The organism is Moorena sp. SIO3I8 (assembly GCF_010692325.1).
Lineage (GTDB): Bacteria > Cyanobacteriota > Cyanobacteriia > Cyanobacteriales > Coleofasciculaceae > Moorena.
In genome coordinates, this window is record NZ_JAAHHW010000022.1 from 23162 (window position 1) to 50130 (window position 26969).

Annotated in this window: 23 protein-coding genes and 2 pseudogenes; 15 read left to right on the forward strand and 10 right to left on the reverse strand. The window is 43.1% G+C overall.

Features of this window, described 5'->3' with window-relative positions:
• Nucleotides 1–9: 9 nt before the first annotated feature.
• Nucleotides 10–1110, reverse strand: a complete 1101-nt coding sequence (locus tag F6K51_RS11175) for a transposase (RefSeq protein WP_293020345.1) — start codon at nt 1108–1110, stop codon at nt 10–12.
• The gene (locus F6K51_RS11180; RefSeq protein WP_293020346.1) at nt 1097–1726 is read right to left on the reverse strand and encodes an IS607 family transposase; all 630 of its coding nucleotides are present in this window, start codon (nt 1724–1726) and stop codon (nt 1097–1099) included. The genes F6K51_RS11175 and F6K51_RS11180 overlap by 14 nt, the downstream gene beginning before the upstream one ends.
• A gap of 366 nt (nt 1727–2092) precedes the next feature.
• Here F6K51_RS11180 and sppA point away from each other — a divergent pair, with 366 nt between their 5' ends.
• Together sppA and aroH are read left to right on the forward strand one after the other, a co-directional pair.
• On the forward strand, nt 2093–2917 hold the full coding sequence (gene sppA / locus F6K51_RS11185) for a signal peptide peptidase SppA (protein ID WP_293020347.1): 825 nt from the start codon (nt 2093–2095) through the stop codon (nt 2915–2917).
• A gap of 74 nt (nt 2918–2991) precedes the next feature.
• Nucleotides 2992–3378: a chorismate mutase gene (gene aroH / locus F6K51_RS11190; RefSeq protein WP_293020428.1), complete on the forward strand. Its 387-nt coding sequence runs from the start codon at nt 2992–2994 to the stop codon at nt 3376–3378.
• Nucleotides 3379–3610: 232 nt separating this feature from the next.
• Here aroH and crtR read toward each other — a convergent pair whose 3' ends face one another.
• The 4 genes from crtR to F6K51_RS11210 form a co-directional block, all read right to left on the reverse strand.
• On the reverse strand, nt 3611–4513 hold the full coding sequence (gene crtR / locus F6K51_RS11195) for a beta-carotene hydroxylase (protein ID WP_293020349.1): 903 nt from the start codon (nt 4511–4513) through the stop codon (nt 3611–3613).
• A gap of 264 nt (nt 4514–4777) precedes the next feature.
• On the reverse strand, nt 4778–4945 hold the full coding sequence (locus tag F6K51_RS11200) for a hypothetical protein (RefSeq protein WP_293020350.1): 168 nt from the start codon (nt 4943–4945) through the stop codon (nt 4778–4780).
• Between the two features lie 718 nt (nt 4946–5663).
• Nucleotides 5664–5804, reverse strand: coding sequence for a hypothetical protein (locus tag F6K51_RS11205; RefSeq protein WP_293020351.1), 141 nt, complete (start codon nt 5802–5804; stop codon nt 5664–5666).
• A gap of 150 nt (nt 5805–5954) precedes the next feature.
• Nucleotides 5955–6266 (reverse strand): 1-acyl-sn-glycerol-3-phosphate acyltransferase, encoded by a 312-nt coding sequence (locus F6K51_RS11210; RefSeq protein WP_293020352.1) that lies wholly within the window; start codon nt 6264–6266, stop codon nt 5955–5957.
• Nucleotides 6267–6854: 588 nt separating this feature from the next.
• Between F6K51_RS11210 and metG the strand changes: the two genes are divergently transcribed.
• The 3 genes from metG (at nt 6855) to lptC (ending at nt 11098) form a co-directional block, all read left to right on the forward strand.
• Nucleotides 6855–8471: a methionine--tRNA ligase gene (gene metG, locus F6K51_RS11215; RefSeq protein ID WP_293020430.1), complete on the forward strand. Its 1617-nt coding sequence runs from the start codon at nt 6855–6857 to the stop codon at nt 8469–8471.
• A 106-nt stretch (nt 8472–8577) separates the two neighbouring features.
• Complete coding sequence (locus F6K51_RS11220) at nt 8578–9180, forward strand: NYN domain-containing protein (RefSeq protein ID WP_008182130.1); 603 nt, start codon at nt 8578–8580, stop codon at nt 9178–9180.
• A gap of 814 nt (nt 9181–9994) precedes the next feature.
• A complete protein-coding gene (lptC, locus tag F6K51_RS11225) occupies nt 9995–11098 on the forward strand; it encodes an LPS export ABC transporter periplasmic protein LptC (RefSeq protein WP_293020354.1) in 1104 nt (367 codons plus the stop codon).
• Nucleotides 11099–11378: 280 nt separating this feature from the next.
• Here lptC and F6K51_RS11230 read toward each other — a convergent pair whose 3' ends face one another.
• Nucleotides 11379–12710, reverse strand: a complete 1332-nt coding sequence (locus F6K51_RS11230) for a D-alanyl-D-alanine carboxypeptidase (protein WP_293020356.1) — start codon at nt 12708–12710, stop codon at nt 11379–11381.
• A gap of 639 nt (nt 12711–13349) precedes the next feature.
• Between F6K51_RS11230 and plsX the strand changes: the two genes are divergently transcribed.
• Together plsX and F6K51_RS11240 are read left to right on the forward strand one after the other, a co-directional pair.
• Entirely contained in the window at nt 13350–14399 is a 1050-nt protein-coding gene (gene plsX / locus F6K51_RS11235) for a phosphate acyltransferase PlsX (RefSeq protein ID WP_293020357.1), read from the forward strand.
• A gap of 487 nt (nt 14400–14886) precedes the next feature.
• Nucleotides 14887–15885, forward strand: a complete 999-nt coding sequence (locus F6K51_RS11240; protein WP_293020358.1) for a beta-ketoacyl-ACP synthase III — start codon at nt 14887–14889, stop codon at nt 15883–15885.
• A gap of 83 nt (nt 15886–15968) precedes the next feature.
• Here the strand turns inward: F6K51_RS11240 and F6K51_RS11245 are convergent, their stop codons facing one another.
• From F6K51_RS11245 to cbiQ, 3 genes are all read right to left on the reverse strand, one after another.
• The gene (locus F6K51_RS11245) at nt 15969–16775 is read right to left on the reverse strand and encodes an ABC transporter ATP-binding protein (protein WP_293020359.1); all 807 of its coding nucleotides are present in this window, start codon (nt 16773–16775) and stop codon (nt 15969–15971) included.
• A gap of 454 nt (nt 16776–17229) precedes the next feature.
• Nucleotides 17230–18501, reverse strand: coding sequence for an RNA-guided endonuclease IscB (gene iscB / locus F6K51_RS11250; RefSeq protein ID WP_293020360.1), 1272 nt, complete (start codon nt 18499–18501; stop codon nt 17230–17232).
• A gap of 252 nt (nt 18502–18753) precedes the next feature.
• Nucleotides 18754–19671 (reverse strand): cobalt ECF transporter T component CbiQ, encoded by a 918-nt coding sequence (gene cbiQ / locus F6K51_RS11255; RefSeq protein WP_293020361.1) that lies wholly within the window; start codon nt 19669–19671, stop codon nt 18754–18756.
• A gap of 266 nt (nt 19672–19937) precedes the next feature.
• Between cbiQ and F6K51_RS11260 the strand changes: the two are divergent.
• From F6K51_RS11260 to F6K51_RS11295, 8 genes and pseudogenes are all read left to right on the forward strand, one after another.
• A pseudogene (locus F6K51_RS11260) lies at nt 19938–20730 on the forward strand (IS5 family transposase).
• Between the two features lie 27 nt (nt 20731–20757).
• A pseudogene (locus F6K51_RS11265) lies at nt 20758–21630 on the forward strand (ABC transporter transmembrane domain-containing protein).
• 6 nt (nt 21631–21636) lie between these two features.
• Nucleotides 21637–22041 (forward strand): ATP-binding cassette domain-containing protein, encoded by a 405-nt coding sequence (locus F6K51_RS11270; RefSeq protein WP_293020362.1) that lies wholly within the window; start codon nt 21637–21639, stop codon nt 22039–22041.
• 51 nt (nt 22042–22092) lie between these two features.
• Nucleotides 22093–22890, forward strand: a complete 798-nt coding sequence (locus F6K51_RS11275; protein WP_293020363.1) for a PD-(D/E)XK nuclease family protein — start codon at nt 22093–22095, stop codon at nt 22888–22890.
• Between the two features lie 268 nt (nt 22891–23158).
• On the forward strand, nt 23159–23347 hold the full coding sequence (locus F6K51_RS11280; RefSeq protein ID WP_075896118.1) for a hypothetical protein: 189 nt from the start codon (nt 23159–23161) through the stop codon (nt 23345–23347).
• Between the two features lie 270 nt (nt 23348–23617).
• Nucleotides 23618–23833: a hypothetical protein gene (locus F6K51_RS11285; protein ID WP_293020364.1), complete on the forward strand. Its 216-nt coding sequence runs from the start codon at nt 23618–23620 to the stop codon at nt 23831–23833.
• A gap of 191 nt (nt 23834–24024) precedes the next feature.
• On the forward strand, nt 24025–26181 hold the full coding sequence (locus F6K51_RS11290) for an AAA family ATPase (RefSeq protein ID WP_293020365.1): 2157 nt from the start codon (nt 24025–24027) through the stop codon (nt 26179–26181).
• Between the two features lie 132 nt (nt 26182–26313).
• Nucleotides 26314–26910 (forward strand): hypothetical protein, encoded by a 597-nt coding sequence (locus F6K51_RS11295; protein ID WP_293020366.1) that lies wholly within the window; start codon nt 26314–26316, stop codon nt 26908–26910.
• The last annotated feature ends 59 nt before the right edge of the window (nt 26911–26969 follow it).

Consider the following 26969-nt stretch of genomic DNA (forward strand, 5'->3'; position numbering starts at 1 on the left):
TGTGCAAACCTACTTATCAGCAGGAATGACCTGTATAGCACCAGGTAAAAACCTGGTGGTTGTTGCCGACAAAGCACGAATCATTATGTTCCGTGCGCCATTCCAATCCCGTGGTAATGAGAAACCACATTTTGGGCATTGGAATTTTCTATTACCGCCTAATTTTTCGTGAATATGACCGCACTCCGGACAAGTCTTGCTCGTGTAAGATTCATTAACTAATACCACCCTTACATCATGCCGATCTGCCATTTGTATCAAATGTTGGCGGAATTTGTAATGACTCCAGGTAAGCAGATTGCGAGCTGTCTTCTTGTTCAACTTCCTAGCTGACTTGACGACCATCTCAGATGTATCAAACGTCGGCAAAAAGATGAGCTTGTAGTTACTAACAAGGAAATACGCTGACTTATTGTGACAGTCCTTAATTAGGTTTTGAATCTTTTGGCGTAAACGATGGGCGGCTTTTCTCATGGCTCGTCTCTGGCGTTTTGCAGAGCTTAAGTCAATACGACTCATCAACCGATCTAACTGCTGACAAAGTCTTTGGATTCTACCAATATCGCTCTTACCTATTTCTATATAATTACTGCCGTCAAATCCAGTTAAAAACGTTCTGATACCGGGATCTAAAGCTATAACTCGATCTTCACTAGTGGGAGTCGGTTCAATGTATTCAGGGAAAATCCCGTACCATTTGCCTTTGATCCAAACCAACTGGGTACCGTAGATGCACTCGTCAGGAAAACCTTGAGGTGAACGGAAAGACAAGCCTTTGACTTTTGTTGGATACCAGGAACCTTTCTTGAAGTTACCAGCCTTGAACTTGATCACTTGCCTTGTTTCTCGACAAGACTTAAACTTAGCAAAACCCTTGTTAGCTTTTGCCTGCTTAAACCCATCAATTGCATCAGCTACTGCCTCTTGTAGTTGATGACCTGGGAGTTTTCTTACCCACTGTGGTCTATCCGATGCCCTTGCTAATTTTTGTAAATCGTAGGCACTACCTTGATAGCCATTTTTGAGGGTAGCTATTGACCAGTTATAGATCCAGCGATAAGCATTAAGCCACGTTTTCCATACTTTATGAAGCTCTTTAGATGGAAACACCCTGAGTTTCTTGACACTGTTGGGTGTCAACTTCACCGTCTGGTTCCGAGGTTTTTTCTTGTACCGCTTGGCTGACTTGTTTTTGGTATTTTCTAAGTCCGTAAAGCCTAGCAGAGAAACAGTGGAGGATGGACACAATATCCTCGACCAGTTCCTGTTCTGGGGATAACTTGCGTTCATTGAGAACCACGAGTTTGACCCCACCTTTTTGACATAGCCACTCAAGCAATGGAAAGCCGAATCTAACTGCTCTGTCTGGATAGGCGACGACAAGTGCACAGATATCAGCGCAGTATATTCGTTCCAATATTTTGAGGAACTTGCGCCGTTTAAAATTGAGTCCCGATCCAACTTCTGTAACAATTTCTGCGTTTGGGTATTTTGCCCGTAAAAATTGAGCTTGGCGATCGAGGTCATCGAGCTGGGAATAGGTAGAGACTCTTGCATAGCACACAGTAGGCTTGTAATGCGTTGCTTCTCCTTCAACGCAGAAGCGCCTTTGATTGCCTTGGGTTCTGATACTGTCAAGTCTTCCCTCTCTATCCCATCTTCTAAGAGTTGAGGTTGAGACGCCGTAGTGTTCGGCTGCCTCTTTTGGCGTGACATATTTCTTCATAGTGTCTAAACTGCGATCAATCTACTTTAGCAAGTTTAGACAAGTTTGAAAAGCATTGAGAAACTTTTTGGTTAATAGTTACACCTCAGAAATTTGATTTAGATATTGACTTTAGATATTGACTTGGCTCAGGAGCAGGGGGCTCAGGAGCACAGGCGTGAGTTTTGGAGTTTTTCGAGCTTACTGAATAACATACAATTTCAATGGGCGACAGATTAAACGAGCTTTTTATATTTGGTTAAACACTTATTTACTTATTTACTTATTTATAGCCTCTGAGTAGCTAACCGTTTGAGAAAATGATGCAAACTATATATACAAGCTCCAGTAATCAGTTAAATCTAGACTAGATACTCACAATCACCTATGCCTTGGCCGTTTAAACGCAAATCTCTCAAACAAATTGCTCGAATTGAAATCACGGGGGCGATCGCTGGTGGTACCCGTAAACGGGTCCTCGAAGCCCTAAAAACTGTTGAAGAGAAGAAATTTCCCGTCTTACTATTACGGATTGACAGTCCTGGTGGTACAGTCGGGGATTCTCAGGAAATCTATAGCGCCTTGGTGAAGTTGCGAGAAAAGGTGAAGATTGTAGCTAGCTTTGGCAATATCTCCGCATCCGGGGGTGTTTACATTGGCATGGGAGCGGAACATATAGTAGCGAACCCTGGTACAATCACTGGAAGTATTGGTGTGATTCTGCGGGGAAACAATATAGAGCGCTTGTTGGATAAAATCGGTGTTTCCTTTAAAGTCATTAAGTCAGGTCCGTACAAAGATATCTTGGCGTTTGACCGGGAACTGACTGAGCCGGAAAAAACTATTCTTCAAGAGTTGATCGATACCAGTTATCAACAGTTTGTACAAACTGTTGCCCAGAGTCGCAAGCTAGATGTAGATGTGGTAAAAAGTTTTGCTGATGGTAGGATTTTTACTGGTGAGCAAGCACATAACTTGGGGGTGGTTGATCGCCTGGGAACTGAAGAAGATGCCCGTTGCTGGGCAGCGGAATTGGTGGGTCTTGACCCAGAGAAAACCAAGTCTTTCACCATCGAAGAACCCAAACCATTGTTGAGTCGCTTGCTACCGGGTAACCTTATTCGCAATAGATCTCAGATATCTGTTGGTATAGATTGGTTAGAGTTTGAACTATCAACTAGCGGTCAGCCCCTATGGTTGTACCGACCATAAGATAACATGGAGATTTGAGATTTAACAAGAGTCTAAAATCTCAAATCTCCCAGGGAAATTTGGAGGATATTACCTTGCACTGGAGAGTTAGAGCAATTCGAGGGGCAACAACTGCCTCAGAAAATACAGTAGCAGCGATTCGAGAAGCAGTGATGGAACTGCTAGATGAACTCGAAGCTCATAATCAAATCGACCATCAAGAAATTATTAGTGCCATTTTCACCACGACCCGTGATTTGGATGCTAAATTTCCAGCTGCGATCGCAAGAGAACGTCCCCATTGGGATCATGTTCCTTTACTTGATGTCCAACAGATGCATGTCGAGGGCAGCCTAGAGCGTTGTATCCGGTGTTTAATCCACATCAACACTCCTGTTTCTCAACTTGAAATTTATCATCCCTATTTACGTCAGGCCAAAAATTTAAGGCCTGATTGGACCTTAGCTCAAGTCAGCCGTTAGTTGTCAGGTTATTTATACTAACAATGGGGCTTAACCCTACCAATTAGCCAGCGGTAAGTTCAAGTTGTTATTAGTCATTAGTCAAAATAAAATTGTTAATGGTCAATGGTCAATGTTTAGTTAACAATTAACCATTAAAAATTAACAATTAACCATTAAAATGAATACAATTTTATTGAGTAAAATGTATCAATGGTCAACCATCAATGGTCAACCATCAAAAAAAAAATTTTCAGCTTGATTCGGTTTGTCTATTAGATGATTTGCGGTGGAAACGAATTCCTAAAAAGATGTCGTATACAAAGTTCCAAAAACTCTTTCGAGCCAGAAGTCCTAGAGATTGATCACAACCTTTTTCATCTAAAAGGGGTTTAACAGCACGGTAGGCGGGCTGATACTTGTACCAGGGTATGGTCGGCCACAGGTGATGAATTAGATGATAATTTTGTCCCATAATTAGCAGGTTTATGATGGGACTGGGGTAAACTCTAGCATTTTTCCAGCGATCACGTTCTTTGAATGGACGATGGGGCAAATAATCAAAGAACAATCCTAGCGCTATACCTACAACTAATGCTGGCACAAACCAATAGTTCATGATGTAGTCTAAAAAGCCATATTGACAAGCAAGATATATGATGATGGCGATGAATAGACGGCTAAAAAACCACTCCCATAGCTCATACTTACGCCACAAACGGCGCTTGAAAAAAAATATTTCGTGATAAAAAAAGCGAACTGCAATTAACCACAGCGGACCACCAGTGGAAACAAAATGATCGGGATCGTTTTCGGGATCGTTAACATTGGCATGATGCTGCATATGAACCCGCGTGAACACTGGGAAGGTAAAACCTAACATCAAGGCGCTACCATGACCCATTAGGGCATTGACGTAACGGTTTTTGTGGGCAACATGGTGAGAGGCATCGTGAATGACTGTTCCTACCATGTGTAAGGCAAGGACATTAATGCTAAAGCAGCAAGCGTTAGGCAAATCCCAAAGCCAGTAACCACTGGTGGAACAGACCACCAAGATGATCGCCGCCACAAACATGAGTAACGTTAAGTTAAACTTATCCGGGGCACCCAGGAACTCCTTGGGCACTGTCAGCGGCTTGATGGCCTCCGACATACTTGTTTTTTCTCCTTTCTACTGTCTTTTGGTAGTATAAGGTACAATGGCTCAATTATAAAGATTTGTTAAGATTAGAGCTTCTAATCAGAAACTAGAGTCAATTTCAGGAAAATCACTCTCGTCACGAGGGGAGTCACCCCCTCAGACCGTAAGGAGAGGGGAGCCTTGTCTTGATGCAGCCCCTCCTCACTCGCGCTTTGCATTAATAAAGGTCGTTGGTTAAAAGAAGTAGCTCGGTTACTCAAAATAATCCGGTCAATCCTATGGGGGGTTTTCAGAGCTACCTTCAAAGCCAGACAGACTTCCTTTCGACTCGCCACACAGATAAACGTCCTGTGAAGCTCCCTCGTTGAGTTCCGCTTCAATCAGGTTAACCACTACCCCTGACAACTTCTGAGAGTTGCTTAAATCATCCGTTGGGATCGCCAAACAACGGACATCAAAAGCAGTTTCTCAATGTTGAGTCTGTACTGCCAACAGCTCACCCTTTCGAACCATCCCTGGTAAATAAACAAATAGTAAATAATCACCGATTAGACTGTCCCGGAGTCAAGAAACACTGACAACTCTTAACTTTTGGCATTGTTGACTTTGAATATGAAGTAGAAGTAAGAAGGGAAGCAGGTCAAAGTTGCAGAACATATGAACTATTTACTATCAGAGTAAGCTAAAACACATGAGGGGGCTATAGCTTTAGTACAAATTCTATGCATAAGTGACATGCTCCCAGTAGTAAATGGGAAGTAGGAAATGGCAACTAGGAAATAGGAACTAGGAAATTGGTAGTTTAAATTAGTAAGCTATCAGCTATCAGCTATCAGCTATCAGCTATCAGCTATCAGCTATCAGCTATCAGCGATTAGCGCTACAGATGGTGCTACTTGAGGTGCTTTTGAATAAAATAAGCTGACGGCACCTCAAGTAGCGTGAGCTAAAAGCTCACGGCTGACGGCTGAATGCTTACATAAATTATGGTTATGGATCAAGTTTTTATTCAACCATAAGTGAGCCACAAACAAGCAGATTTTATCCTTTATCCTTCATACTTGATACTTGATACTTTATCCTTGATACCCTGTAGTAACCTAGCAATTTAATCCCGGCAGGTCTTAGTAATGGGGCAGACAATCTGTTTCCCTTGATAGTGTTACAGCTGTTTCTGTGTAATCCAAGAGGAATGTCCAACTAATACTACCACACGGCGATGAATAACCATCGGATGCCAACCCATTTGTTCAAATAGGGGTTCAGATGGGTCAAACAAACGTAACCATCCCAGCGGTATCACTGAGTGTACGATTTATTCTTGGGAAGCGATCGCGCTTTAGGCGCGGCGCTGCCTGTTTAACTGATGTCCACAAAGCTAAGTGGGCAAAGCCTTTATAAAACTTGCCTATTGCCAAAGGCTGAGTCAAATTCACCATTGGTTGGGCTCGGACTAGAAACACCCCAACCCAATGATTATGTTCGAGAAACTGAACTTGCCTGTTGTAAAAACGCCTACAGTGTATTTTCTGGTTTTTCTAGAGGGAAACAACCCATCTGCTGGACAACCCACCCGCATCACTGGTACTTGTCCCATGTAATGATCACAAGCAATGGGGATTGGTTGCCCTAAGGCTACCATCAACAACGGGACATCTAGAAAGCCACGATGGTTGCTCACTACTACAACGGCAGATTTATGAGGAATGCGATCCTCATCGATATTGGAACATTTGTCTTCCCATTGCAGCAAGCAGCGCATCATAAACCTGTAGAGGAAGATGGTCAGACACCAGTTTCAGTCATCAATTTCTAATCTAAATTAACATTTCTTAACATTATTTTCAAATTCTATCTATTGACAGATGCCTTAAAGTAGAGATAATGAGGTGCAACACAACTAATGGTGATAGACTGCCAGTGACTACAAGTGTGTAGCTTGACACATTAGGCATTAAGCCAGTAGTAGAAAAAGCCTGTTAAATCTAAACTAGACTACTAACTTATGTTAATAATTAATTTTCCTTATAATCAAGTGACAGAAGGTGGCCTTGATTCCATTCCTTCAAGGGAGTGGGATAACTTATCGGCTGCTTATCATTACTCCTTACTCATAAGTAACAGACTAAGGAGTAATGACTCGAAACCCCACAACTAAAATAGGTGGAATGAGTTACAAGATAATAAACAATTTTGAGTAACGTCAACTAAAAAGTAGCGACAGATACTTTTTATAAAAGGTTAAAACTTAAGTAAATCTGATTAGATAAATACTACATATAGTAACAACTAAAATTAATACTAGTAGCCATACACTAGGTTAGAAATCACTTAAATAAGTTAAATCAGTTGGCTGGAGGGCGTTTTTAACACTCATATGATTCATACGAATACTACTAAAAATACATTTGCCATTACAACACCCCTTTACTATGTGAACGACTTACCCCATATCGGCAGTGCCTATACCACCATGGCATCTGATGCAGTAGCTCGTTTTCAACGGTTACAGGGCAAAGACGTACTGTTAATTACTGGTACAGATGAACATGGACAAAAAATTCAGCGGACTGCTGAAACTCAAGGGGTAGATCCTCAAGTACATTGCGACAAGATAGCTGCTGGATTTGATGTCCTCTGGCAAAAGCTCAATATCCAGTATGACCGTTTCAGCCGCACTACTGCTAACCGCCACCAAGCCATTGTCAAAGAATTTTTCATGCGGGTTTGGGATAAAAGTGACATTTATCTGAGTCAACAACAAGGGTGGTACTGTGTCTCCTGTGAGGAATTTAAAGAGCAACGGGAACTTCTACCTGGAAACCGCTGCTCGATTCACCCCAATCAAGAAGCGGAGTGGCGGGATGAGCAAAACTACTTTTTCCGGCTCTCTAAATACCAAAAACAGCTAGAAGAACTTTACCAACAGCGACCGGATTTTATCCAACCGGAAAGTCGCCGTAATGAAGTGTTGAGTTTTGTCAGTCAGGGACTACAGGATTTTTCGATTTCGCGATTGAATGTCGATTGGGGCTTCCCAGTACCGGTTGATCCCAGCCACACCATCTATGTCTGGTTTGATGCCTTACTAGGCTACGTGACTGCCCTATTGGATCCCGATAGTGAAGCAACTCTTGATAATGCCTTACAAAAATGGTGGCCGATCAATTTACATCTTATCGGTAAGGACATCCTGCGCTTTCATGCTGTATACTGGCCTGCCATGTTAATGTCAGCCTCTCTACCTGTTACAGGTCAAGTATTTGGTCATGGCTTTCTGACCAAAGATGGTCAAAAAATGGGAAAAAGTCTAGGCAATACCCTAGACCCAGTGGAGTTGGTAGATAAATACGGTGCTGATGCAATTCGCTATTATTTTCTAAAAGAGATTGAATTTGGGCGAGACGGGGATTTTAGTGAAACCCGTTTTATCGATATCGTCAATGCCGATTTAGCCAATGACCTAGGTAATTTGCTCAATCGCACCTTGGGAATGGCTAAAAAGTATTGTCAAGGTATTGTTCCAGCTTTAACTGGCTCAGATATTTCACAGGTCAATCCTCTGCTCGAAATTGGCTTAGATCTCGGTTCAAAAGTCGCTAGGGCTTATGAATCCCTAGCGTTTAGCCAAGCTTGCCAAAAAATATTTACTCTGATTCGAGCCAGTAACAAATTTCTAGATCAGCAAGCTCCCTGGAGCTTGTATAAACAAGGAAAACAGCAAGAGGTTGAACAAGTGTTATATACAGTTTTAGAGTCAGTGCGCTTAGCTGCCTATCTCTTATCACCGATTATTCCCAGTATTAGTACGGAGATTTACAAACAACTAGGTTTTGCCATCGACTTTAGCCAAAAAGAACACATCTTTTTGGCTGCGCCCTATGTATCCCATGCATCTTGGGGGGTTTTACCTCAAAACCAGAAGCTAGGAAAACCCAAACCGGTATTTGCACGACTGGAACTCACCTAATTTGGTTCCGTCTTATTAACCAAAAACTTAATCGGCATCTTACCTTAATGCTGATTAAGTAAAAAGTTTTTTAAATTTTTTTTTTTAACAAAGAGGTATAATAAAAATGCTGAGCCATTATAATCATGACCCAATTTTTACACCTGAACAAGTCCTAGAAAACCGTGGTCGTGTTGCCATCTTTATCGATGGTTCAAACTTATTTTATGCTGCCCTACAACTAGGGATTGAAATTGACTACACTAAGCTATTGTGTCGTTTGACAGCAGGATCTAGGCTACTACGCTCTTTCTTTTACACTGGTGTTGATCGTACGAATGAGAAGCAGCAGGGCTTTCTGCTCTGGATGCGTCGTAATGGTTACCGAGTAATTGCCAAAGATTTAGTGCAGCTACCAGATGGCTCAAAAAAAGCTAATCTGGATGTAGAAATTGCTGTTGACATGATGGCACTAGTGGGTTCCTACGACACAGCAGTTCTAGTCAGTGGTGATGGCGATCTTGCCTATGCAGTAGATTCTGTAAGTTATCGGGGAGTTCGGGTTGAGGTAGTCAGCCTACGCTCGATGACCAGTGATAGTCTCATTAATGTAGCTGACCGCTATATTGACCTTGATACCATCCAAGAAAGTATCCAAAAAACACCCAAACAAAACTATACTTACCGTCCGTTGTCTGGGTTCAATGTGATGGATGAACAGCACAAATAGTTTGGTGATTAGTGATTAGTAATTAGTAAGTGGTGATTAGGGGCTGTCTGATGGGGTCCAAACTACGATTTAAGTGTGTGGGCGTTTCTTTCTCATGTCTTGTAGCATTCGGGCAGTAATTAGTGGCTGAAAACCTATAGTTTATGTCCGATGCTTTCCCCTCCTATAGTTGACATACAGACTTTATTAATGGAGTAGGGTCAACCATCTAAAAACTGAAAGCTAAGCAACTAAGTCAAGTATAGCTGAGGGGGTAACAGGTCGCCTATAATCATTAACTCATCTGGGTTTGGTCAATTCAGTTACAAAACTTATCTCCAACTTGAAGGAAATAATCAAAGATTGAGTTCTCAGTAATTGAAAATCTTCTGCCGAGCGCTGAGGGGGTGAAAGGTAGGCTATAATCCTTATCTGGTCAGGATGCGCGTCAATTCAGTTACCCAACTTATCAACTCGATTTTTCGACCAGTTGGACGAAATAATCAGGAATTGAATTCTCAGTAATTGAAAATATGCTCATGATTGTCTAGGTATAGTTTGGGATGAGAGTGACCTTAAACCTAGAGCTGACAAAGAATTTGGGGGGCTTGTCGCCCCCCAGGAACTATAGAGGTTATAAAAACTTCTAATAACTAAGGAGTAATAACTAGTATAGCGTTTCCTAGTAAGCAATTTTTATAAAAATTCCTTTTTTAAATCGATACAAGTCTTTATGATTAAGCTTTGTATCGATTATTTTATAGTCATTTATCCTAACCACACGCTCTTAAGCCATATGTTTTTATACTCCAAGAGATGTCTGATTTTTTTTATTTTGATTTTCACGGTTTACTCATTATCTGGTTGTAAGAGTGATCCGAAATCATTAAATCAAGTTCAGGAAGACACTAACGTTACTGAAAAAATTGAAGGAAGTCTAGTCTTTAAAAACGTCACTCTAGATCAGTCAGATAAGCAAGGTCGTCCTCTATGGAAAGTTACTGGAGATAAAGCGACTTACTCTCCAGATAGAAAAATCGCTTACATTGAGAAACCCAATGGGGATTTGTATCAAGATGGGAAACTGATTTTACAGGTTTCAGCCCAGAGTGGGGAAATCCTAGAGAATGGTGAGATAGTGTTTCTCAAAGGTCAGGTCACGGCTACAGATCCCCGTAATGGTGCTGTGTTACGAGGTGATGAGTCTGAGTGGAAACCTAAGGAAGATTTGTTAGTTATCCGCAATAACGTTAAAGGTAATCACCCTAAACTACAAGCATCCGCAAAGGAAGGGCGTTACTTAAGTCGCACCCATAATTTGGAATTAATTGGTCAAGTAGCAGCCATATCGAAAGACCCAAACTTGCAAATGAAAACAGAACGTTTGCTCTGGCAAATCGAACAACAGAAGGTAATTGGTAACAAAAGGATACTTATTGAGCGCTATAAAAATAAGATAGTAACAGAACGAGTGGAAGCAGACAATTCTGAGGTAAACCTTAAGGCAAATATAGCAACTCTCAAGAAAAATGTGCAGTTGACTTCGGTCGAACCACCGGTCGTGATATCGACTAATTCAGCAGTTTGGAATTTGAATGATAAAACTGTTGTGTCCGATCAGCCGGTTAGAATTGTTCACCAGCAGGAGAAAGTGATGGTAACAGCTAACAGGGGACGGGTAGATTTGGGTAAGAAAGTAGTTAGGTTAACGGGAGGAGTACAAGGGGAGGGAAGCCGTAAGCAAGCCAAACTGTACGCTAATCAGCTAACTTGGGATATCCCCACCCAACAGATGGAAGCCTCAGGTAATGTAATATATGAACAAGTTTCACCCCAATTTAATACGACTGGTGATAAAGCAGTGGGTAACCTTGAAGCTCAAGATATTTTAGTAACTAGTGGTGTTGGGGAAAGAGTGGTAACAGAAATTATTCCTTGAGCTGGTTGAAGGTTGTTCGCGTAGCGTGGCCTTTTGGCCAAGGTTGTTCGCGTAGCGTGGCCTTTTGGCCAAGGTTGTTCGCGTAGCGTGGCCTTTTGGCCAAGGTTAAAGGTTGTTCGCGTAGCGTGGCCTTTTGGCCAAGGTTGACTGTAGCCTAAATTAATTTATTGCTGAGACTGGCTTTGGATCCGTTGACCAAAGTTGACAGTTGACCAAAGTTGACAGTTGACCAAAGTTGACCGTTGACCGTCAACGGTCAAGCCAACTCGATATCTATTTGCTATTTTTTATTTTCAATCAACAAGGCACTGCTGATTTTTTCAATACGCTTGGGATCACCAATGATCAATGGTTTATGGGTTTGATTGCTACTCTTTTGGGTAAGGGCACCCCACTCGACAGACAGGCGTTGCAGTAGCTGATCCTGTTTTGCGCGAAATTCTAGGATATCGTTGCCACCGTTAATAATGGCAAACCACACTAAACCGCGATCGCGTGTTGGGAGAAAACCAGCTAGAGCACTAACTTCTCTGAGAGTTCCGGTTTTAATCACAGCCCCTGGGGGAATGTTACGGTCGAGCATGGTTCCCTTAGTATCCCGTCCAGCTAGGGGGAAGACATCCCTAAGATTAAGCTCGTAAGGCTGTAAAAAGCGCTCAATAGCCATGAGCATAGCACAAGCAGCACGGGGGGAAATTCGATTCTCCATACCTAAACCAGAGCCATTAATCAACTGAATTTCGCTACCGGGTACACCAGCTGACCTAGCCGCCAACCGAGCGGTTGTCTGAGCACCCCCAATGGCTTGAGACAACATCTGAGATACGTCGTTGTTACTGTAGATGTTCATCTCTCTAAGAATATCTACCAGGGGCAAGGACTTGTGGAGTAACAGATATTCCTGCTTGGGAATGGGAGTATCAGATACGACTACATTACCAGCAATTTCTAATTCGGGTTTCTCGGTTCCTTTGGCCATCGATTGATACTGGCGGACAATCTGCCAAGACCAGCTGCTGGATTTTAAGGCTTGCAAGAGTAGCCCACCAGCAATTTCTGGGTTGTCCTGATCATTCATAGTGAAATTGCCAATGATCACTAAATTTCCAGTGACCCGGCGGATTCCCAGTTGATTTAGACTATTACCCAATGCGATCGCTTCTTCCCACACAAAAAACGGGTCGCTACCACCAGTAATCACCAAATCTCCCTCCAATACCCCATCTTTAACTATTCCGGTGGCACTGACTCTAGTTTCAAATTGATGAGCTGGTCCCCATTGCTGTAATGCCGCTAGACTAGTGGCAATTTTCGTGATTGAAGCTGCGGGTATTGGAACATTTCCCCGGTGGGTCGCCAGTCTAGTCAGTCCCGATTGAATCCATACTCCTTGCTTAACTGCTGAACCTTGAACACGCCATTTTCCTATGAATTCATCCACAATCGCTTCAGCAGACGGGTCTGGTTCAGCTGGCAAGCTAAACAAGGAGGTATCCCGCCAAGCCATCAGTTGAGCTTGATCAAGGTTGATCGGTTGTAGAATTCTCCAAAGTTTGACAGATATAACGACAAAGGCACCGGCAAGGATCCCAGCAGCAAGTTGTTTTAGCATTCACTACACCACATTTGTTTCTTGAGGCTGCTCTATTTTAGCTAAGACCGCTAGACATGCCCCACACCTCAATGCGCAGCATGAGTGTGGGAACGAAGTTACCGCAAGAATAGGGCAGCCTTTATGGTTGGTCGGCTATGGGTAAAAGGGTTAAAACTTTATGATTAAGGCTGCCCTAATAAACAGGTTTCATCTCCGGGATGAATCGCGGACAGGATCTTTCATAGTTTTGAGATCGTCTATAATGAAAGTAGTAGGGAAGACAAATTAAGAGCTAACCGCCACCTACGTGCTTTAAAATCGAACTTTTCTGTATTGTAAGGCGTGCGGAGGGGCATCCTGTATCGTTAATAAAGCTTGCCGAACGCGCCCCGCGTGGCCTACGGCCTTGTATCCGTTCGCGCAGCGTCGGCGAAAGCCGATACCGATAGGTGGAGTTGGCAAGAAGCCCACACTGAACTCAACGAGTCAGTGTGGGAGTATGTCACATACTGAATGCTGCTACTGAACAGTTCTGTTGAGAACATGTCACCATGCAAGCCTTTCGGTTCCCAAACCTCAAGTTAAACTGATCACATTGTTTACTATTCCAGGTAATGGTTCTGGTAAGATGTGGAAGGTTTCTATAAACTTTGAGCAATGGCATCGACTAGCGCACGAATCGCAATAGACGCTATGGGCGGGGATTATGCCCCCCATGAAATAGTTGCTGGAGCTATTAGAGCACAAGCTGAGTTAGGGGTAGAGGTATTGTTGGTAGGGGATCCTGAGCAAATTAGATCCTCTATTTCCCAACACCACGGATCAAGTCAGATAGAAATTGTAGCTGCTGATGGTGTCATTGCCATGGATGAAGAACCCTTGGTGACCTTGAAGCGTAAGCCCAAGGCTTCTATTAACGTAGCCATGGACTTAGTCAAGCAAGGACGTGCTGACGCTGTAGTCTGTGCTGGTCACTCTGGGGCAGCCATGGCAGCGGCTCTATTGCGCTTAGGGCGTCTGCCAGGGATTGACCGTCCCGCAATTGGCGCAGTGTTTCCTAGCATCATGGCTGGCAAGCCAGTGATTATATTGGACGTGGGGGCAATTGTAGATTGTCGCCCTAAATATCTAGAGCAGTTTGCCATCATGGGGTCAGTATATAGCAAGTATGTCTTAGGCATCGAAGATCCTAAGGTAGGACTGCTAAACATTGGTGAGGAAGAGTGTAAAGGCAATGATTTGGCCATCCGCACTCATCAACTGCTACAAAAAAATCCCAGAATAAACTTTATAGGCAATGCTGAGGGTAGAGATGTACTCTCAGGTCAGTTTGATGTAATTGTGTGCGATGGCTTTGTGGGCAATATACTGCTCAAATTTGCCGAAGCTGTAGGGGAGGTGATGCTGCAAATTATCCGAGAAGAACTGCCTCAAGGGATACAAGGTCAGCTAGGTACAGCGTTGTTAAAACCCAACTTGAAGCGGATTAAGCAGCGTATGGATCATGCAGAACATGGCGGTGCCCTACTCTTAGGGGTGGCAGGAATTTGTATTATTAGTCACGGTAGCTCCCAAGCCCCATCAATTTTTAACGCGATTCGGTTGGCTCAAGAAGCCATTGATCACCGAGTAATAGAGCGGATTAAAGCCAATCACTTCAAAAGCTCTAAGGAATCAGTGGCTAGCAATTCCAGCAGTGAGGAGTAAGGCATGATCGGCTGAGCGGTATTTCAAGGCCACCATTAGCGCAACTGTTTTTTTTTGCAACTGTTTTTTTGTTGAGGGTTGAGGGTTGACGGTTGACAGTTTGCGTATAACCGTTATTCTTGAAAATGTCAACAAAAAGCGATCATGACAAAATGCGGACTAAATTTTTAGTAGCTGATCAAGTCTGGTGTTAAACTCATGCTTATAGCCATTAGGTAAACTCCGGTAGCTTTAGCAACAAATTATGCTATTTAACCGATAACGTTATGGAGAAAATCCACCTAATAATCTCTAGGGTTTCGTTAAACTAGGAAATTTTTAGCTTGAGCGTGGCACAAGCCCCACACCATAACCGTGTAAGGCTTGTGTAGTTTAGTTCACAGTGGCTGTGATGGCAAGATTGACCAATGACCAGTCTTTCCGCCTTCTCCCTAAGCAGCGAACTTGGGAAGAGAAAAACATGGGATGCAACTGATGGAGAAGAGCCTTGAATCAACTAGGAACAGGCATTGCTATTACCGGAAGCGGTTCCGCAGCGTCAGAGGTTACCCTCGATAACCATCAACTAAGCCAGATGGTTGATACATCGGATGAGTGGATTACCAGCCGTACCGGAATTCGGCAACGGCATCTGGTGCATGCACAAGGAAGTCTAAGTGAGATGGCTACTGGGGCAGCAAAGAATGCGATCGCTATGGCTGGAATTGCTCCTGAAGACCTAGATATGATTATCCTAGCCACCTCAACCCCGGATGATTTGTTTGGCAGTGCTAATCAAGTTCAGGCACTCCTGGGAGCATCAAAAGCAGTTGCCTTTGATATAACCGCAGCCTGCTCTGGGTTCGTCTTTGGACTGGCTACAGCGTCCCAATTTATCCGCACTGGCCTTTACCAAAATGTCTTACTAATTGGTGCCGATATTCTCTCAAGGTGGGTGGATTGGTCAGACAGAAGTACTTGTGTACTATTTGGAGATGGTGCTGGGGCTGTAGTTTTGCAGGCAAATCAATCCGATCGCTTACTGGGATTTGCACTGTGTAGTGATGGTACCCAAAATAGCTGTCTTCAGTTAGCCTACAAATCACAACAGCAGGAAATTGTCAAGGGCTTGACTGTTGCTAAAGGCACTTATCAGCCCATTACCATGAGTGGCAAAGAGGTTTATCGCTTTGCCGTGCAAAAGGTACCAGAAGTGATTGAAAAAGCATTATTTCGAGCTGATATCAGCACTGAACAGGTGGATTGGCTGGTCTTGCATCAAGCTAATCAGCGGATTCTTGATGGAGTTGCCCAACGTCTGAAGATTCCTAACCACAAGGTTCTAAGTAATCTCGCCCAATATGGTAATACCTCAGCGGCTTCTATACCTCTAGTGTTGGATCAAGCAGTGCGGCTTGAGAAAATTAAATCAGGAGATATTATAGCTACCTCCGGCTTTGGTGCAGGATTGACTTGGGGCGCAGCAGTTTTTCAGTGGGGAAGGTAATTGATGTACTCCAGCACCATCCTGAGCCAGTTAATCATTGTTGACGGTTAACAGTGAACAGTAAACCGCCAACGAATAGGTTTTCAAGGGTTACCGATAACCGACACTATAGAGTGAGGCTTTTCCAAACCATGAGCCTCCATCAGCTGCTGATTAGCCATCACCTGTTGAGGATGACCGTCAGCAATAATTTGTCCTTCGTCAAGTAGCAAAACGCGATCGCATACTTCTAAAATCAGTTCTAGGTCATGGGAGGAAATCAGTATTGTCTCCTCGGAGCGTTTCAAAAAGCTAATCAAGCGACGCCGGGAACGAAGGTCAAGATTCGCACTGGGTTCATCGTAAAGCACTAGGGATGGAGCCATGGCTAAAACCCCTGCGATCGCTACCATACACTTCTGACCCCCAGACAGGTTGTGGGGAACTCGACCCGCTAAGTGTTCCACACCCGTCAGGGATAGGGCTTCTTGAACTCGCTGTTCAACCTCAACCGCTGGTAACCCCATATTCTCTGGTCCAAAGGCTACGTCATCCCAGACCGAAGGGGAAAATAACTGGTCATCGGGATTCTGAAACACCAGACCAATTTCTGGGCGAAACTCACCCGCGACCACGGGTTTGCCAAATAACAGCATCACTCTTGCCCTAGTTGGTTTTAAAATGCCGCAGATGGTTAGAAATAGGGTAGTTTTACCAGCACCATTCGGACCAATCAAACCCACCCGTTCCCCTGGCTTAATGGTGAGATTTATATTGCGTAAACTATCCGGTTGGTCTGGGTAGGAAAAATACAGACTATCAATGGCAAGGACGTAGTGTAACGAAGTAGGTGACTGATACGGTTCAATGTAATCTTCTCGGTAAAACAATTCTTGTTTTTGCTGTTTCACGGTAAAAGTCTGAAGGATGAAGTCTGTTCGCGTAGCGTGGCCGTTCGCGGAGCGTGGCCTACGGCCTTAAGGCCAAGGATGAAGTCGTTTCGCATGATAGCGTTCGGTGTAGGCTAGGATAAATTCAGCAGCCATATTAATTACGGCTAATCACTTATAGTCGGGGTGAGCGAATTTTGTTAAGTGTTAATTTAAGTGTTAATTTTATTAAATTTAAATTAACAAAACACCAACCCAAACCCTAAACTTATAAGTCGTTAACCGGAATCAATATTACCTTGATTTGATGACCATGAATTATTCATCATTGATCAGTCTGAATTCGCTTCGGTCATCTGTCCGCCTCCTTGGAGACTCCGCCTATAATCTTTGACGCACGCGGTGAGACGTGCCATATAAACACCTGGGGTTCCCCCAGGTGTTTATATGGCACTCAGGAAAGGGAGGACAGGATCTAAGTCGTATAAGCATAACCATCTTTTCTGTGAATAAATTGACAATACTTGTGACTGATACCCTCTACTAATCCTGATTTAGTTGAGATATTGAAAGACCCTGACTTTCTAGTTGCGACTCGTCCGACATAGGTGCCGATTTTTTTGCCTTTGGTGACTACGGCACGAACAATATCGCCTGTCTGAAAACCTTTATGAAACTTGATTCTGGAGCAATGACGAGTGGGAAAGCCATATTTGTTAGTTCTACAGATTTGACGAGTGCCATGTCCTTTGGCGGTTATTATCAAAGGATTGGTTACTTCGATAATCAATGTTTCGACTTTCCCGACATTTGCCGCATCCAACCAATGAGTTTTCGGAAGATTTTGACGACACCTATTGAATTTGGTTAATCCGCCACTACCTACTTCAACAGGTAGCCCTGTTGACTTGAGATCGTGGTACAACTTCCATCGGGTTGAATTAACACAAGCCGCATCAGCCAGAGGGCGTTTAGCTTTACTCAGTATGCGTTTCAGGATACTAGGCTTGTTAGACAAGAAAAGTTCAATGTCTTGATTAGATTTCGCCTGGTTACATGGGTGACATGCAATCGCTAAATTAGAAACTCGATCAGAACCACCTTTGGACTTGGGTTTAATGTGCTCAATTTCTAATTGAGTTCCTGTTGTCCCACAATAAGCACATTTACGATTCCATTTTTCGAGTAAATATTCTCGAAGTTCATAACCGTAAAGTGTGCCCTGTTGATACTCAATTCCAGATATTTCAGGGTTTTCTAGTTTTTGAGTATCAAATTTAACCAATTCTTGAGAAATGCCTGCGACCGGACATAATTTAATCAGTTTCTTAGTCCAAGTTTCAATATTTTGAACTCTAGACATCAAGCTAGGAGCTAGCCAACCTTTTGGTCTGGTTCTATTAAGAAACCTGGGCTTGCGGTATCGAGTCTTGCGATTACGTCGGCTGCGTCTTAGCTGCCTACGAGAAGTCAAAGAATCTCGGATCTGGAAACCCCTATGTATAAGTTCGGCTCCCCAGACCACTCGTTCTCCTTGAACAATAGCAAAACCGCTTGTTTTTGCTCCAGGATCTATTTTGATTTTGTGATCGTGAGTTACTGGATCTATTATTTCCTCAGTCAAGATTATAGTGAATGGGTAACGGCGATAGACCTTTGCCTTGCCAGTTGATAATAAAATCCTGGCTCTTGCCGGTCTACATGGATCTAGTGGTTGTCGATTTTTGTTTAATACAAAGACACGCATAATTGTGTTTCCTCCTGTTGCCAGGGTAAAGTTAGCTTAGTCAATGTTATTTCTCGGTACTTTCCCAATCGCACTGGCTTAACTCAACTACACCTGTTTAACGACCGGGTTCTAGAGCTGGGGACTAGCTACGCATCCCTAGGTAGGAACTTTAACTCTTAAAAATAACGTAGCCCTCTAAAGGCTTAGACTGGTAAACTTTGAGCTTTAAAGCTCCCGCTATACTCGCGTTGTGAGTTAGCGGCGAGTTGTTTACGCTTCTGTTAAGAGAATTTCTACGATCACAAATCCTACTGAAATCAAGCTAGTGAGTCCCAGAGCAATGTAGTGGTGGAAACCAGCAGTATTTGTACTAGACCCCATACGCTTTTCCCTAGGAAGCGGTAATGAAAAGCTCTGTGTTCTACTCCCTATTGTCACACCAGAACTCTCAGAAACCATAAATTTAGAGGTGTTACTATACCCTCGTAAAATCATCGCTTTATAGACTTGCTGGGATTGCTGGTAACTGCGCACCAAAAGTGTTCCGGTTAGGGACGCTAAAACTCTAAGGTTACGGTAACTACGGGCGAAGGATTCCAGTAACCAAGCAACTGGGTGACGTCCAAATTCCTGCCATGAAAGCTTTGGTCCTTTGCCACGAAAACCTCGCAGCTGCATTGCCCGCTTCATTTTAGCTAGGTCGTTACTAAATTGCTCAATATAGCGGTAAGACAACAGAGTCATATCCGCAACCAGTGAGGGCAGACCAAGCGATCGCATAGCTTTGATGTTGGTCAAAAAGGGTGCGGTGCCAAATAAAATCACACTAATGGTCAGAATACATAGGAAACGGGTGGCAATCAGCACTAGGGTTAGCAGTCCTTCCTGTCGCACGGCGATTGGACCAAGCTGGATGATCACGGTAGTGCCTACTGTGAAGGGGAGTAGCAGTGTGATCCCTAACAGAAACAATCCCGGATAGCGCAACCGATTCAACAGAAAGGACAGTGGCAGGCGAGAGACTCGATAAAAAATTAGGGTCAGAGCCACCATCCCTGGTAGCACTATCAAATGCTGTACAAAGGAAAACGCAAAAATTAGGGTCAATAGGGCAATTAGCTTGGCACGAGGTTCCCAACTGTGGATGGGGGAGTCCAAGTGAGCGTAGGCATCAAGTCCATGTTTCATTTAGTCATTGATTGTAATTGGTGATTGCTAATTGGGTCTAATCCACATAGGAGCCATAGGTTCTATCGCTCCACTTCACCCTTAATACTTCATACTTGATACTTCACCGTTCATCCTTTATATTTTCTCTATGACCTATGACTAAGAGCTGATTTCTAAAGGTAGTCTAAAGAAATGGACTACAACTGCGGTAGTCGAAGTAGATTATTACCTTGACTTCCTCTGGCATTTCTCCATGAGCCGCTTACCTAAGATTGCTAACCCCCATCGCCCAACCTATCGAGCGTGACCTCAGTGATGCGGAATGGAGCATCATTGAACCCTACAAACCCTTGTCCTAAAGGGTTCGGTCATCCCAGAACGGTTAATCTTCGTATTGTTCTGAACGGGATATTTTACGTGCAACGTACGGGCTGTCAATGGGAAATGTTGCCTCATGATTTACCGCCCTATTCTACTGTCTATAAATACTTTCGCAAGTGGCAACCGCTTTGGCATATGGCAAGGGATTCATGACAAGTTACCAGGCCAGTTACTCACCGAATCAGGACGTGACGAACAATCAACGGTGGCGATAGCCGATTCTCAATCGGTGAAAACCACCGAAAAAAGGGGGATGTCTACGGCTATGACGGTGGCAAGAAGGTTTTTGGCCGTAAACGGCATATCGTCGTAGATTCGCAAGGTTTGCTGTAGGGAATGTTAGTGACCGAAGCAAACATGTCAGAGCGATTGGGAGCTGTTGTTGTTTTTAATGAGTCGAAAGAAGCTCTCTCCAAGTTGAAAGTGGTTTGGGTGGCTGTGCGGGTATTCGGGAAAGAATTTTGCCCATGCGGTCAAACAAGTGTGTGGTGAGTCAGTGCAAGTAGAAGTCATAGAACGCTTTGTCATTGGAGTTTGAGATATTGCCAAAGCTAGGAATCGTGGAACGCACGTTCGGGTGGTTGAATCGATTTCGCCGTTTGAGTCACGGACTATGAACAGTATACACAGATGAGTGAGGCGATGATTTATGGTTCTCTCATTCGCCTGATGACAAAACGACTGGCAACAGTTTAAGGTTCTGTTTAGAAATCAGCTCTTAGCCTGTTTCGAGTGGCAATGATGGGGTTGCGGCAATATCTACTAGACCATACGGCTAATAAAGTAGATGCAGCACTGATTGTAGGATTTATTCGCCATACACTGCGGTTGCCTCTCTCGTTTTTCGAGTCCCGCTATGTTGGTTATATTATATCACGGGTTCAAGAAAACCGCAAGATTGAGCGGTTCCTTACCGGTGAGGCGTTATCAATTCTGCTGGATTTACTAACAGTATTTATCTATGTAGGATTGATGGTTTGGTACAGCTGTAAAATGGCATTATTGGCCTTAGTGATTGTGCCGCAATTCTTATGGCTAGCATTGATTGCGACACCGTTTTTACGAATGATTTCCCGGGAAATATTTCAATCGACGGCTAAAGAAAATAGTTATCTAATTGAAGCGCTTTCCGGTGTAAGTACCGTTAAATCCACAGCAGTAGAACAAACAGTACGTTGGCATTGGTAGGAGTTATTAAATAAGGAAATTAAGACAATTTTTGATGGGCAAGTTATCAGCAATCGTCTGCAATTTTTTAGTAATGCTATTGAAGCCGTAGTAACCACAAGCCTGCTGTGGTATGGAGCGTGGTTAGTGATTCAAAATCAGTTAACCATTGGACAATTAGTGGCATTCAATATGCTGCTGGGAAATATTATTACTCCCTTCCAGCGGTTAACGGTGTTATGGAATCAATTCCAGGAAGTAGTAATTGCTATGGAACGGATTAATGATGTGTTGGATGCTGAACCAGAGGAGGATTTGCTGAATCAAGCCCGTCAATCGTTACCATCAATTCAGGGTAACATTACCTTTAATAACGTCACCTTTCGCTATCACTCAGAGAGTGATTTAAATGTACTGGAAAATCTATAATTTCAAGTGAAACCAGGACAAATGGTAGCCCTAGTCGGACGCAGTGGTTCAGGTAAAACAACGATTTATAAATTGGTGTTGGGATTGTATCCACCCACAGATGGGAAAGTATTGATTGATGGCCTTGATATTACCAGTCTGTCCTTACAGTCTTTGCGATCGCAAGTGGGAGTAGTAGACCAAGATACCTTTTTGTTTGGTGGAACGATTAAGGAAAATATTAGCTTAGGTCATCCTGCCGCTAGTTTAGACGAGATTATAGAAGCAGCACGATTGGCAGGTGCTGATGAGTTTATTAAACAGTTGCCCATGGGCTATGAAACCCAGATTGGAGAAGGGGGAGGGACATTGTCTGGTGAACAACGGCAACGGATTGCGATCGCATTCGATATCTTCCGCTACACTAGCTAATAGATCACAAACAAACCCAATGTCTCAAAGACTTGATTAGATCATTGACCAGTGTTTCCTCCTGCACCTCTGACTCGTCTATCCCAAGGACAGCTGAACGTATTAGAAACCTGTCCCCGTAAGTTCCAACACATTTACTTTGACCAGCTGGGAACACCCGTGTCTCCTGAACAACAAGAGCGTCTTACTTGGGGAAGCCGCTTTCACCTATTAATGCAACAGCGGGAACTTGGGTTACCAGTGACATCTTTAGTAGAAGAGGATAGCCAACTCGACTACTGGCTGACTGGTTTAGTCAATGCCGCACCAGAACTTTCCCACCCAGAATCTGAAAGTTTCCGAGAAGCGGAACATTGCCGAACCCTGTATTTCCAAGGTTATCTACTTACAGTTATCTATGACTTATTGATTGCAGGGGAAGACTCAGCCCAAATTCTTGATTGGAAGACCTATCCTCAACCGAAAAATCGGGATTGGTTAGCCCAAGACTGGCAAACACGCCTGTATCTCTACATCCTAGCGGAAACTAGCGATTATTGGCCAGAACAAATTTCCATGAGTTACTGGTTTGTCAAATCCCAACCCTCTGCCCAGAGTCTTAAATTTACTTACAATAGCGCACAACACCAGAAAACTAGGGAGGATTTGACTCAGTTGTTGACCCGCTTGGCTGGGTGGCTACAAGGGTACCAAGATCAAGGTTTAGCTTTTCCTCAAGTAGCAGCATCCCTTGGTCGATGTCGTGATTGTACCTTTGCCGTGCGTTGTCAGCGTTATGGGAATAGGTTGACGAACGATAGTACAGAATTACTACCAAATTTAGCTGATATCCAAGAAGTTTCCCTGTGAGCTACCACCCCTGACTAGGTTGGCCCGTAGCACCAGTAAAAGTTCAAAATAGTTAAGCAGAGATCCCTGGGGAACCTCTGCTGTAGCTAGTGCGCTAACCAGCCCATAGGCTACAAAGTCTGGTCGAAATGGATTTGATCAGACTCAGTGCCGCTGGCTTCTTTGTGTTTCCTAAGGTTATAATAACACAAAATCTCTAAATAACACAAAAAACTTAAAATACCTATTGAGTTGTTTACCCCTTAGTAGGATAATTGGGAGGTCAAAGTTGTCAAAAGATGTGTCAGAAGAAAAACAAGTTAGCTACAAACTATTTTTGCCTGAATCCTTACGGGCAAAATTCAAATCTATGTGCGCTCTCAAGGGAGTCACCATGAATCATATCTTATTGGAGTTAATCGAAGAATGGATAGAGGAAAATAAACCTGCTTCATCCCCTAAGCAGAAAAAGAGTTAATCGGCTGATATAGCTTGAATAGTGCTGAATGCGGAATGGTAAAAGCTAATTGCTGAGTTATTTGTAACCAGCTCATAGTCTATTATCAGAGGGCTGCTCTTCCTGAGGGTCATACCCTAAGCATATGCGCTACGCGCACGGGTGCGCGTTCAGCTATCAGCCTATGGGCGTAGCGCATATGGTTACAGGAATAATTAATGCGATTGGCCGTAGGCCACGCTACGCGATGCTCGGTACGAGCCGCTACGCGAACGCTAATAAAAGACAATAATGAAAGACGATTCTAAATTATTTGAAGAACTGAAGAATCAAGCCATTGATTCAGACCATGAGCAAGGGTTGACAGCCCTTGGTGAAGAATTGCTCAAAGAGTTTGATAGCGGTTCATCACAAGCGGTCACTGATATGGCTCGTTATCGGTTGGAAAAACATCGAAGTGCTTACAAAAAAGCCTACACAAAACTGATGGCTACCATTGGTATATAGCATTTACATTTGAGTTGTGAACATACTCGCGCTTGGGAAAGGCAAGAGGAACCCACCCCTAACCCCTCCCAGGAGGGGAAGGCAAGAGGCAATAGTTAATCAATCATTGTATAGGAATTTTTGGGAATATAAAAAACTGTAATATAAGATATTTTAACAATTCCTTTGTCAAGGCTATATGAAGAGTGTCTATGGAAAACTATCGACTGGTATCAGTCAAAATCAAGGGGTTTCGAGGCTTTCCTGAACAAGCCGGAGAACGGGAATTTCGGTTTGATCAAGCTTGCACATTAATTGTAGGAGCTCAGGGGGGAGGCAAAAGTAGTACCCTGAATGCCATTGAGTGGTGCCTATTTGGCAAAGATGTCGCTAATAAAAGTGCTACTAAAATTGAAGAGCGCAAGAATTGGTTAGTGAAAAATCAATCCTCAAGGGAGACTACTGTCGAAGTTATCTTTGAAGGGAATGAGGAAATCCTAAAGGTATATCGGAGTGACCGCAAACGTCGTGGTAATCCCAAGTTTTACTATCAGATTAATAATGGTTTGTGTCATGAAGATGAAGCTGATTTGCGGGTGCTACTGGGTGTAGAATTGTCTGACTACATGAGTTGTGTGTACCTACATCAAGAAACTATCAGTGCGCTACTGATTCAGGAACCAAAAGAGCGCAAAAATGCTCTGGATCGCCTCATGGGTTTGACGGATTGGCGCAATCTATTGGATGGAATTAAGCGAGCTAAAGCCCAGGAAGAGTTTAAGAAAGTTGATCAAGAGTTTAGTCAGATTATCAGCAAAATTGAGACGGCAAAAGCGATTAAGGAAAATGACTTAGGTCTAGCAGAAGAAGAAGCTATCTTTCATGATATTCCCCTGAGCAAACTATCCCTCAATGGAGCAAAAGCTATTTGCCAAGGGGTTGAAAATGCAGTTGAAAATTTTGCCAAAGACTATGGATTGCTGGTGCCCTCTTTACCAAGATACCAAACTACTGATGATTTGGAACGATTTGTAGATGGTGGCAAGGAGGCGATTAAGCAATTACGTAATGCGCAGCCCGACTGGGAACGGCAGAAAGAATTGCTGAATCAACAAAGTGAATTAAATCGTTTGAAAGCTAATGTTGAGACCAAGGTTATGGAACTCAACCAAAAAGAAAACGAAATTCACCAACTGGAAGCTCAATACGGCATGCTACCAGAAATTTTGGCAAAAAAAAATAAAATTGAACAAGAAGAGTTACCGGCAAAGCAAGGGAGTCTAAACACTATCAACAATCGTGCCGGTATCATTATCGAAACCCTGAAATTTCTGAAGTCAGTACAGGAAGATCAAGCACAAAATTGTCCCGTTTGCTCCACACCAATTAATCCAGTTCAGTTGCATCAGGAATTAGAATCCTGGCAGCAAGACATGAAGTTACAGCTAAAACCGATTCAGAAGGAGATTCGGGAATTAGAAATAGCAGTAGAGGAGTTCCAGAGACTGATTAAAACCTTGGAGCGGTTGCAACGGGAAGGATTAGATAAGCATAAGGGATTACAACAAGCAAAAAATGCGATCGCAGTAGCTTTAGAAACAGAAATTAATGACTCTGGTCACGCTCTGGCTCTGCTCAATCAAGCCATTACTGACGTAGATCAGGAATTAGGTAGGATTCGTACCGCAGTTGAGCAAAGTAATCAGCGTATCGATAGCATTGATCAAGACTTAGAAAACATTAAACGGATTATTACTGTCCTTCGTTATCGCCAAGAGGTGGATAATTTGTTTGCGATTCAAGATTGCCCTGAATATAAAGAGGTTGAAGGAGCAAAAGCTGACTTGGAAGCCTTCTGTGACCGATTGTTAACTATTGGTGAAGCCGTGCAGGAAGTGCTAGGAAACTCAGCTAAAGAAAAAATCGATGCTACTAGAGCAGCAATTTCTAGTATCTATCGTCAGCTGGCTCATCGAAGTGACTTTCCAGATATTGAGATTGACCCAGACAAATATGAAGTGATGGCGGTGGGATATGGAGAGTCAGAAGTTGCATTACGACTGTTGAACAAGGGTGATATTAATTGTGCTGCTTTGAGTATATTTCTAGCCCTAGCCACCTCAGAGCAATTGACTCATAATATTGGTTTCATGGTGCTAGATGACCCGTCGCAAAATCTAGACCCAGTCCATAAAGAACGGTTGGCTGAGGTGTTGGATCAGGTATTGGATAAAAAACAATTGATTATTGCCACTTCAGAAGATGATTTCGTCGAGCAGCTGAGTTTCAAGCTAACTAAGCCCAACCAACTCTACCGATTGGGACAGTGGACACCAACTCGTGGACCAACTATCGAGGGTAATGGGTAACTGAATGTAGAATTAAGAATTAAGAATTGAGAATTGAGAATTGAGAATTGAGAATTGAGAATTAACCATTCTTCATTCTTCATTCTTCATTCTTCATTCTTCATTCTTCATTCTTCATTCTTCATTCTGCATATGGATGCATCAACATTAAACCATTTAAGCAGCATTAAAAAACACCTGAATAGTCGGTCTAGAAAGGACAATGGCTTTGGCAAAACTTGTCAAATTTTCCTAGCGATTACCTTCTGTCGCTTGGGTTTTCAGGTAGAAAACTATTCCTCTCAAGGTGTAGATATCGATAGTTGGAATCACTCCTACTTTCCTAATATTTCCATTGAAGTGAAGACTACCACCAAACATACGGTGACACTAGGACAGAAGGATGTGGATGGTTTGAAGAAAAAAGCGAGAGAAGGATATGAACCTATCTTTGCGGTTTTGAGATTAGAGTTATTGTCAAGTTGGATTATCGCTAAAGCCAAGGGAATTAAGGCAGGTAATCATCCTTTAGGGAGACTACAAACCTCAGTAAGGGCAATGCCCGAATTGCAAGATCAGGTGAATCAGATATTCTCTAGGGTTGTCAATGACTATGGCGCTATAGTATCAAGTATTCCGACTGAGGAAGTTCTCACGTACTTGGATAAGTGTTTGGATAGGGAAAAACTAAAAGTATTGCCAAAAGGAAGTGTTATGGGACTGCCTGCAGGGCATAGGTTTCAGGGTTAGGGTGTGTTTTTTGCCCTAAGCATTCAGCTGATAGCTGATCGCTAATAGTTGAATCCTTA

What these genes read in the sequence shown, in the direction of transcription:
- F6K51_RS11180 (WP_293020346.1), bottom strand. Translation starts at nt 1,726, where the DNA reads ATGAAGAAATATGTCACGCCAAAAGAGGCAGCCGAACACTACGGCGTC.
- sppA (WP_293020347.1), top strand. Translation starts at nt 2,093, where the DNA reads ATGCCTTGGCCGTTTAAACGCAAATCTCTCAAACAAATTGCTCGAATT.
- crtR (WP_293020349.1), bottom strand. Translation starts at nt 4,513, where the DNA reads ATGTCGGAGGCCATCAAGCCGCTGACAGTGCCCAAGGAGTTCCTGGGT.
- F6K51_RS11210 (WP_293020352.1), bottom strand. Translation starts at nt 6,266, where the DNA reads ATGATGCGCTGCTTGCTGCAATGGGAAGACAAATGTTCCAATATCGAT.
- F6K51_RS11220 (WP_008182130.1), top strand. Translation starts at nt 8,578, where the DNA reads ATGCTGAGCCATTATAATCATGACCCAATTTTTACACCTGAACAAGTC.
- F6K51_RS11230 (WP_293020356.1), bottom strand. Translation starts at nt 12,710, where the DNA reads ATGCTAAAACAACTTGCTGCTGGGATCCTTGCCGGTGCCTTTGTCGTT.
- plsX (WP_293020357.1), top strand. Translation starts at nt 13,350, where the DNA reads ATGGCATCGACTAGCGCACGAATCGCAATAGACGCTATGGGCGGGGAT.
- iscB (WP_293020360.1), bottom strand. Translation starts at nt 18,501, where the DNA reads ATGCGTGTCTTTGTATTAAACAAAAATCGACAACCACTAGATCCATGT.
- cbiQ (WP_293020361.1), bottom strand. Translation starts at nt 19,671, where the DNA reads ATGAAACATGGACTTGATGCCTACGCTCACTTGGACTCCCCCATCCAC.
- F6K51_RS11285 (WP_293020364.1), top strand. Translation starts at nt 23,618, where the DNA reads ATGAAAGACGATTCTAAATTATTTGAAGAACTGAAGAATCAAGCCATT.
- F6K51_RS11290 (WP_293020365.1), top strand. Translation starts at nt 24,025, where the DNA reads ATGGAAAACTATCGACTGGTATCAGTCAAAATCAAGGGGTTTCGAGGC.
- F6K51_RS11295 (WP_293020366.1), top strand. Translation starts at nt 26,314, where the DNA reads ATGGATGCATCAACATTAAACCATTTAAGCAGCATTAAAAAACACCTG.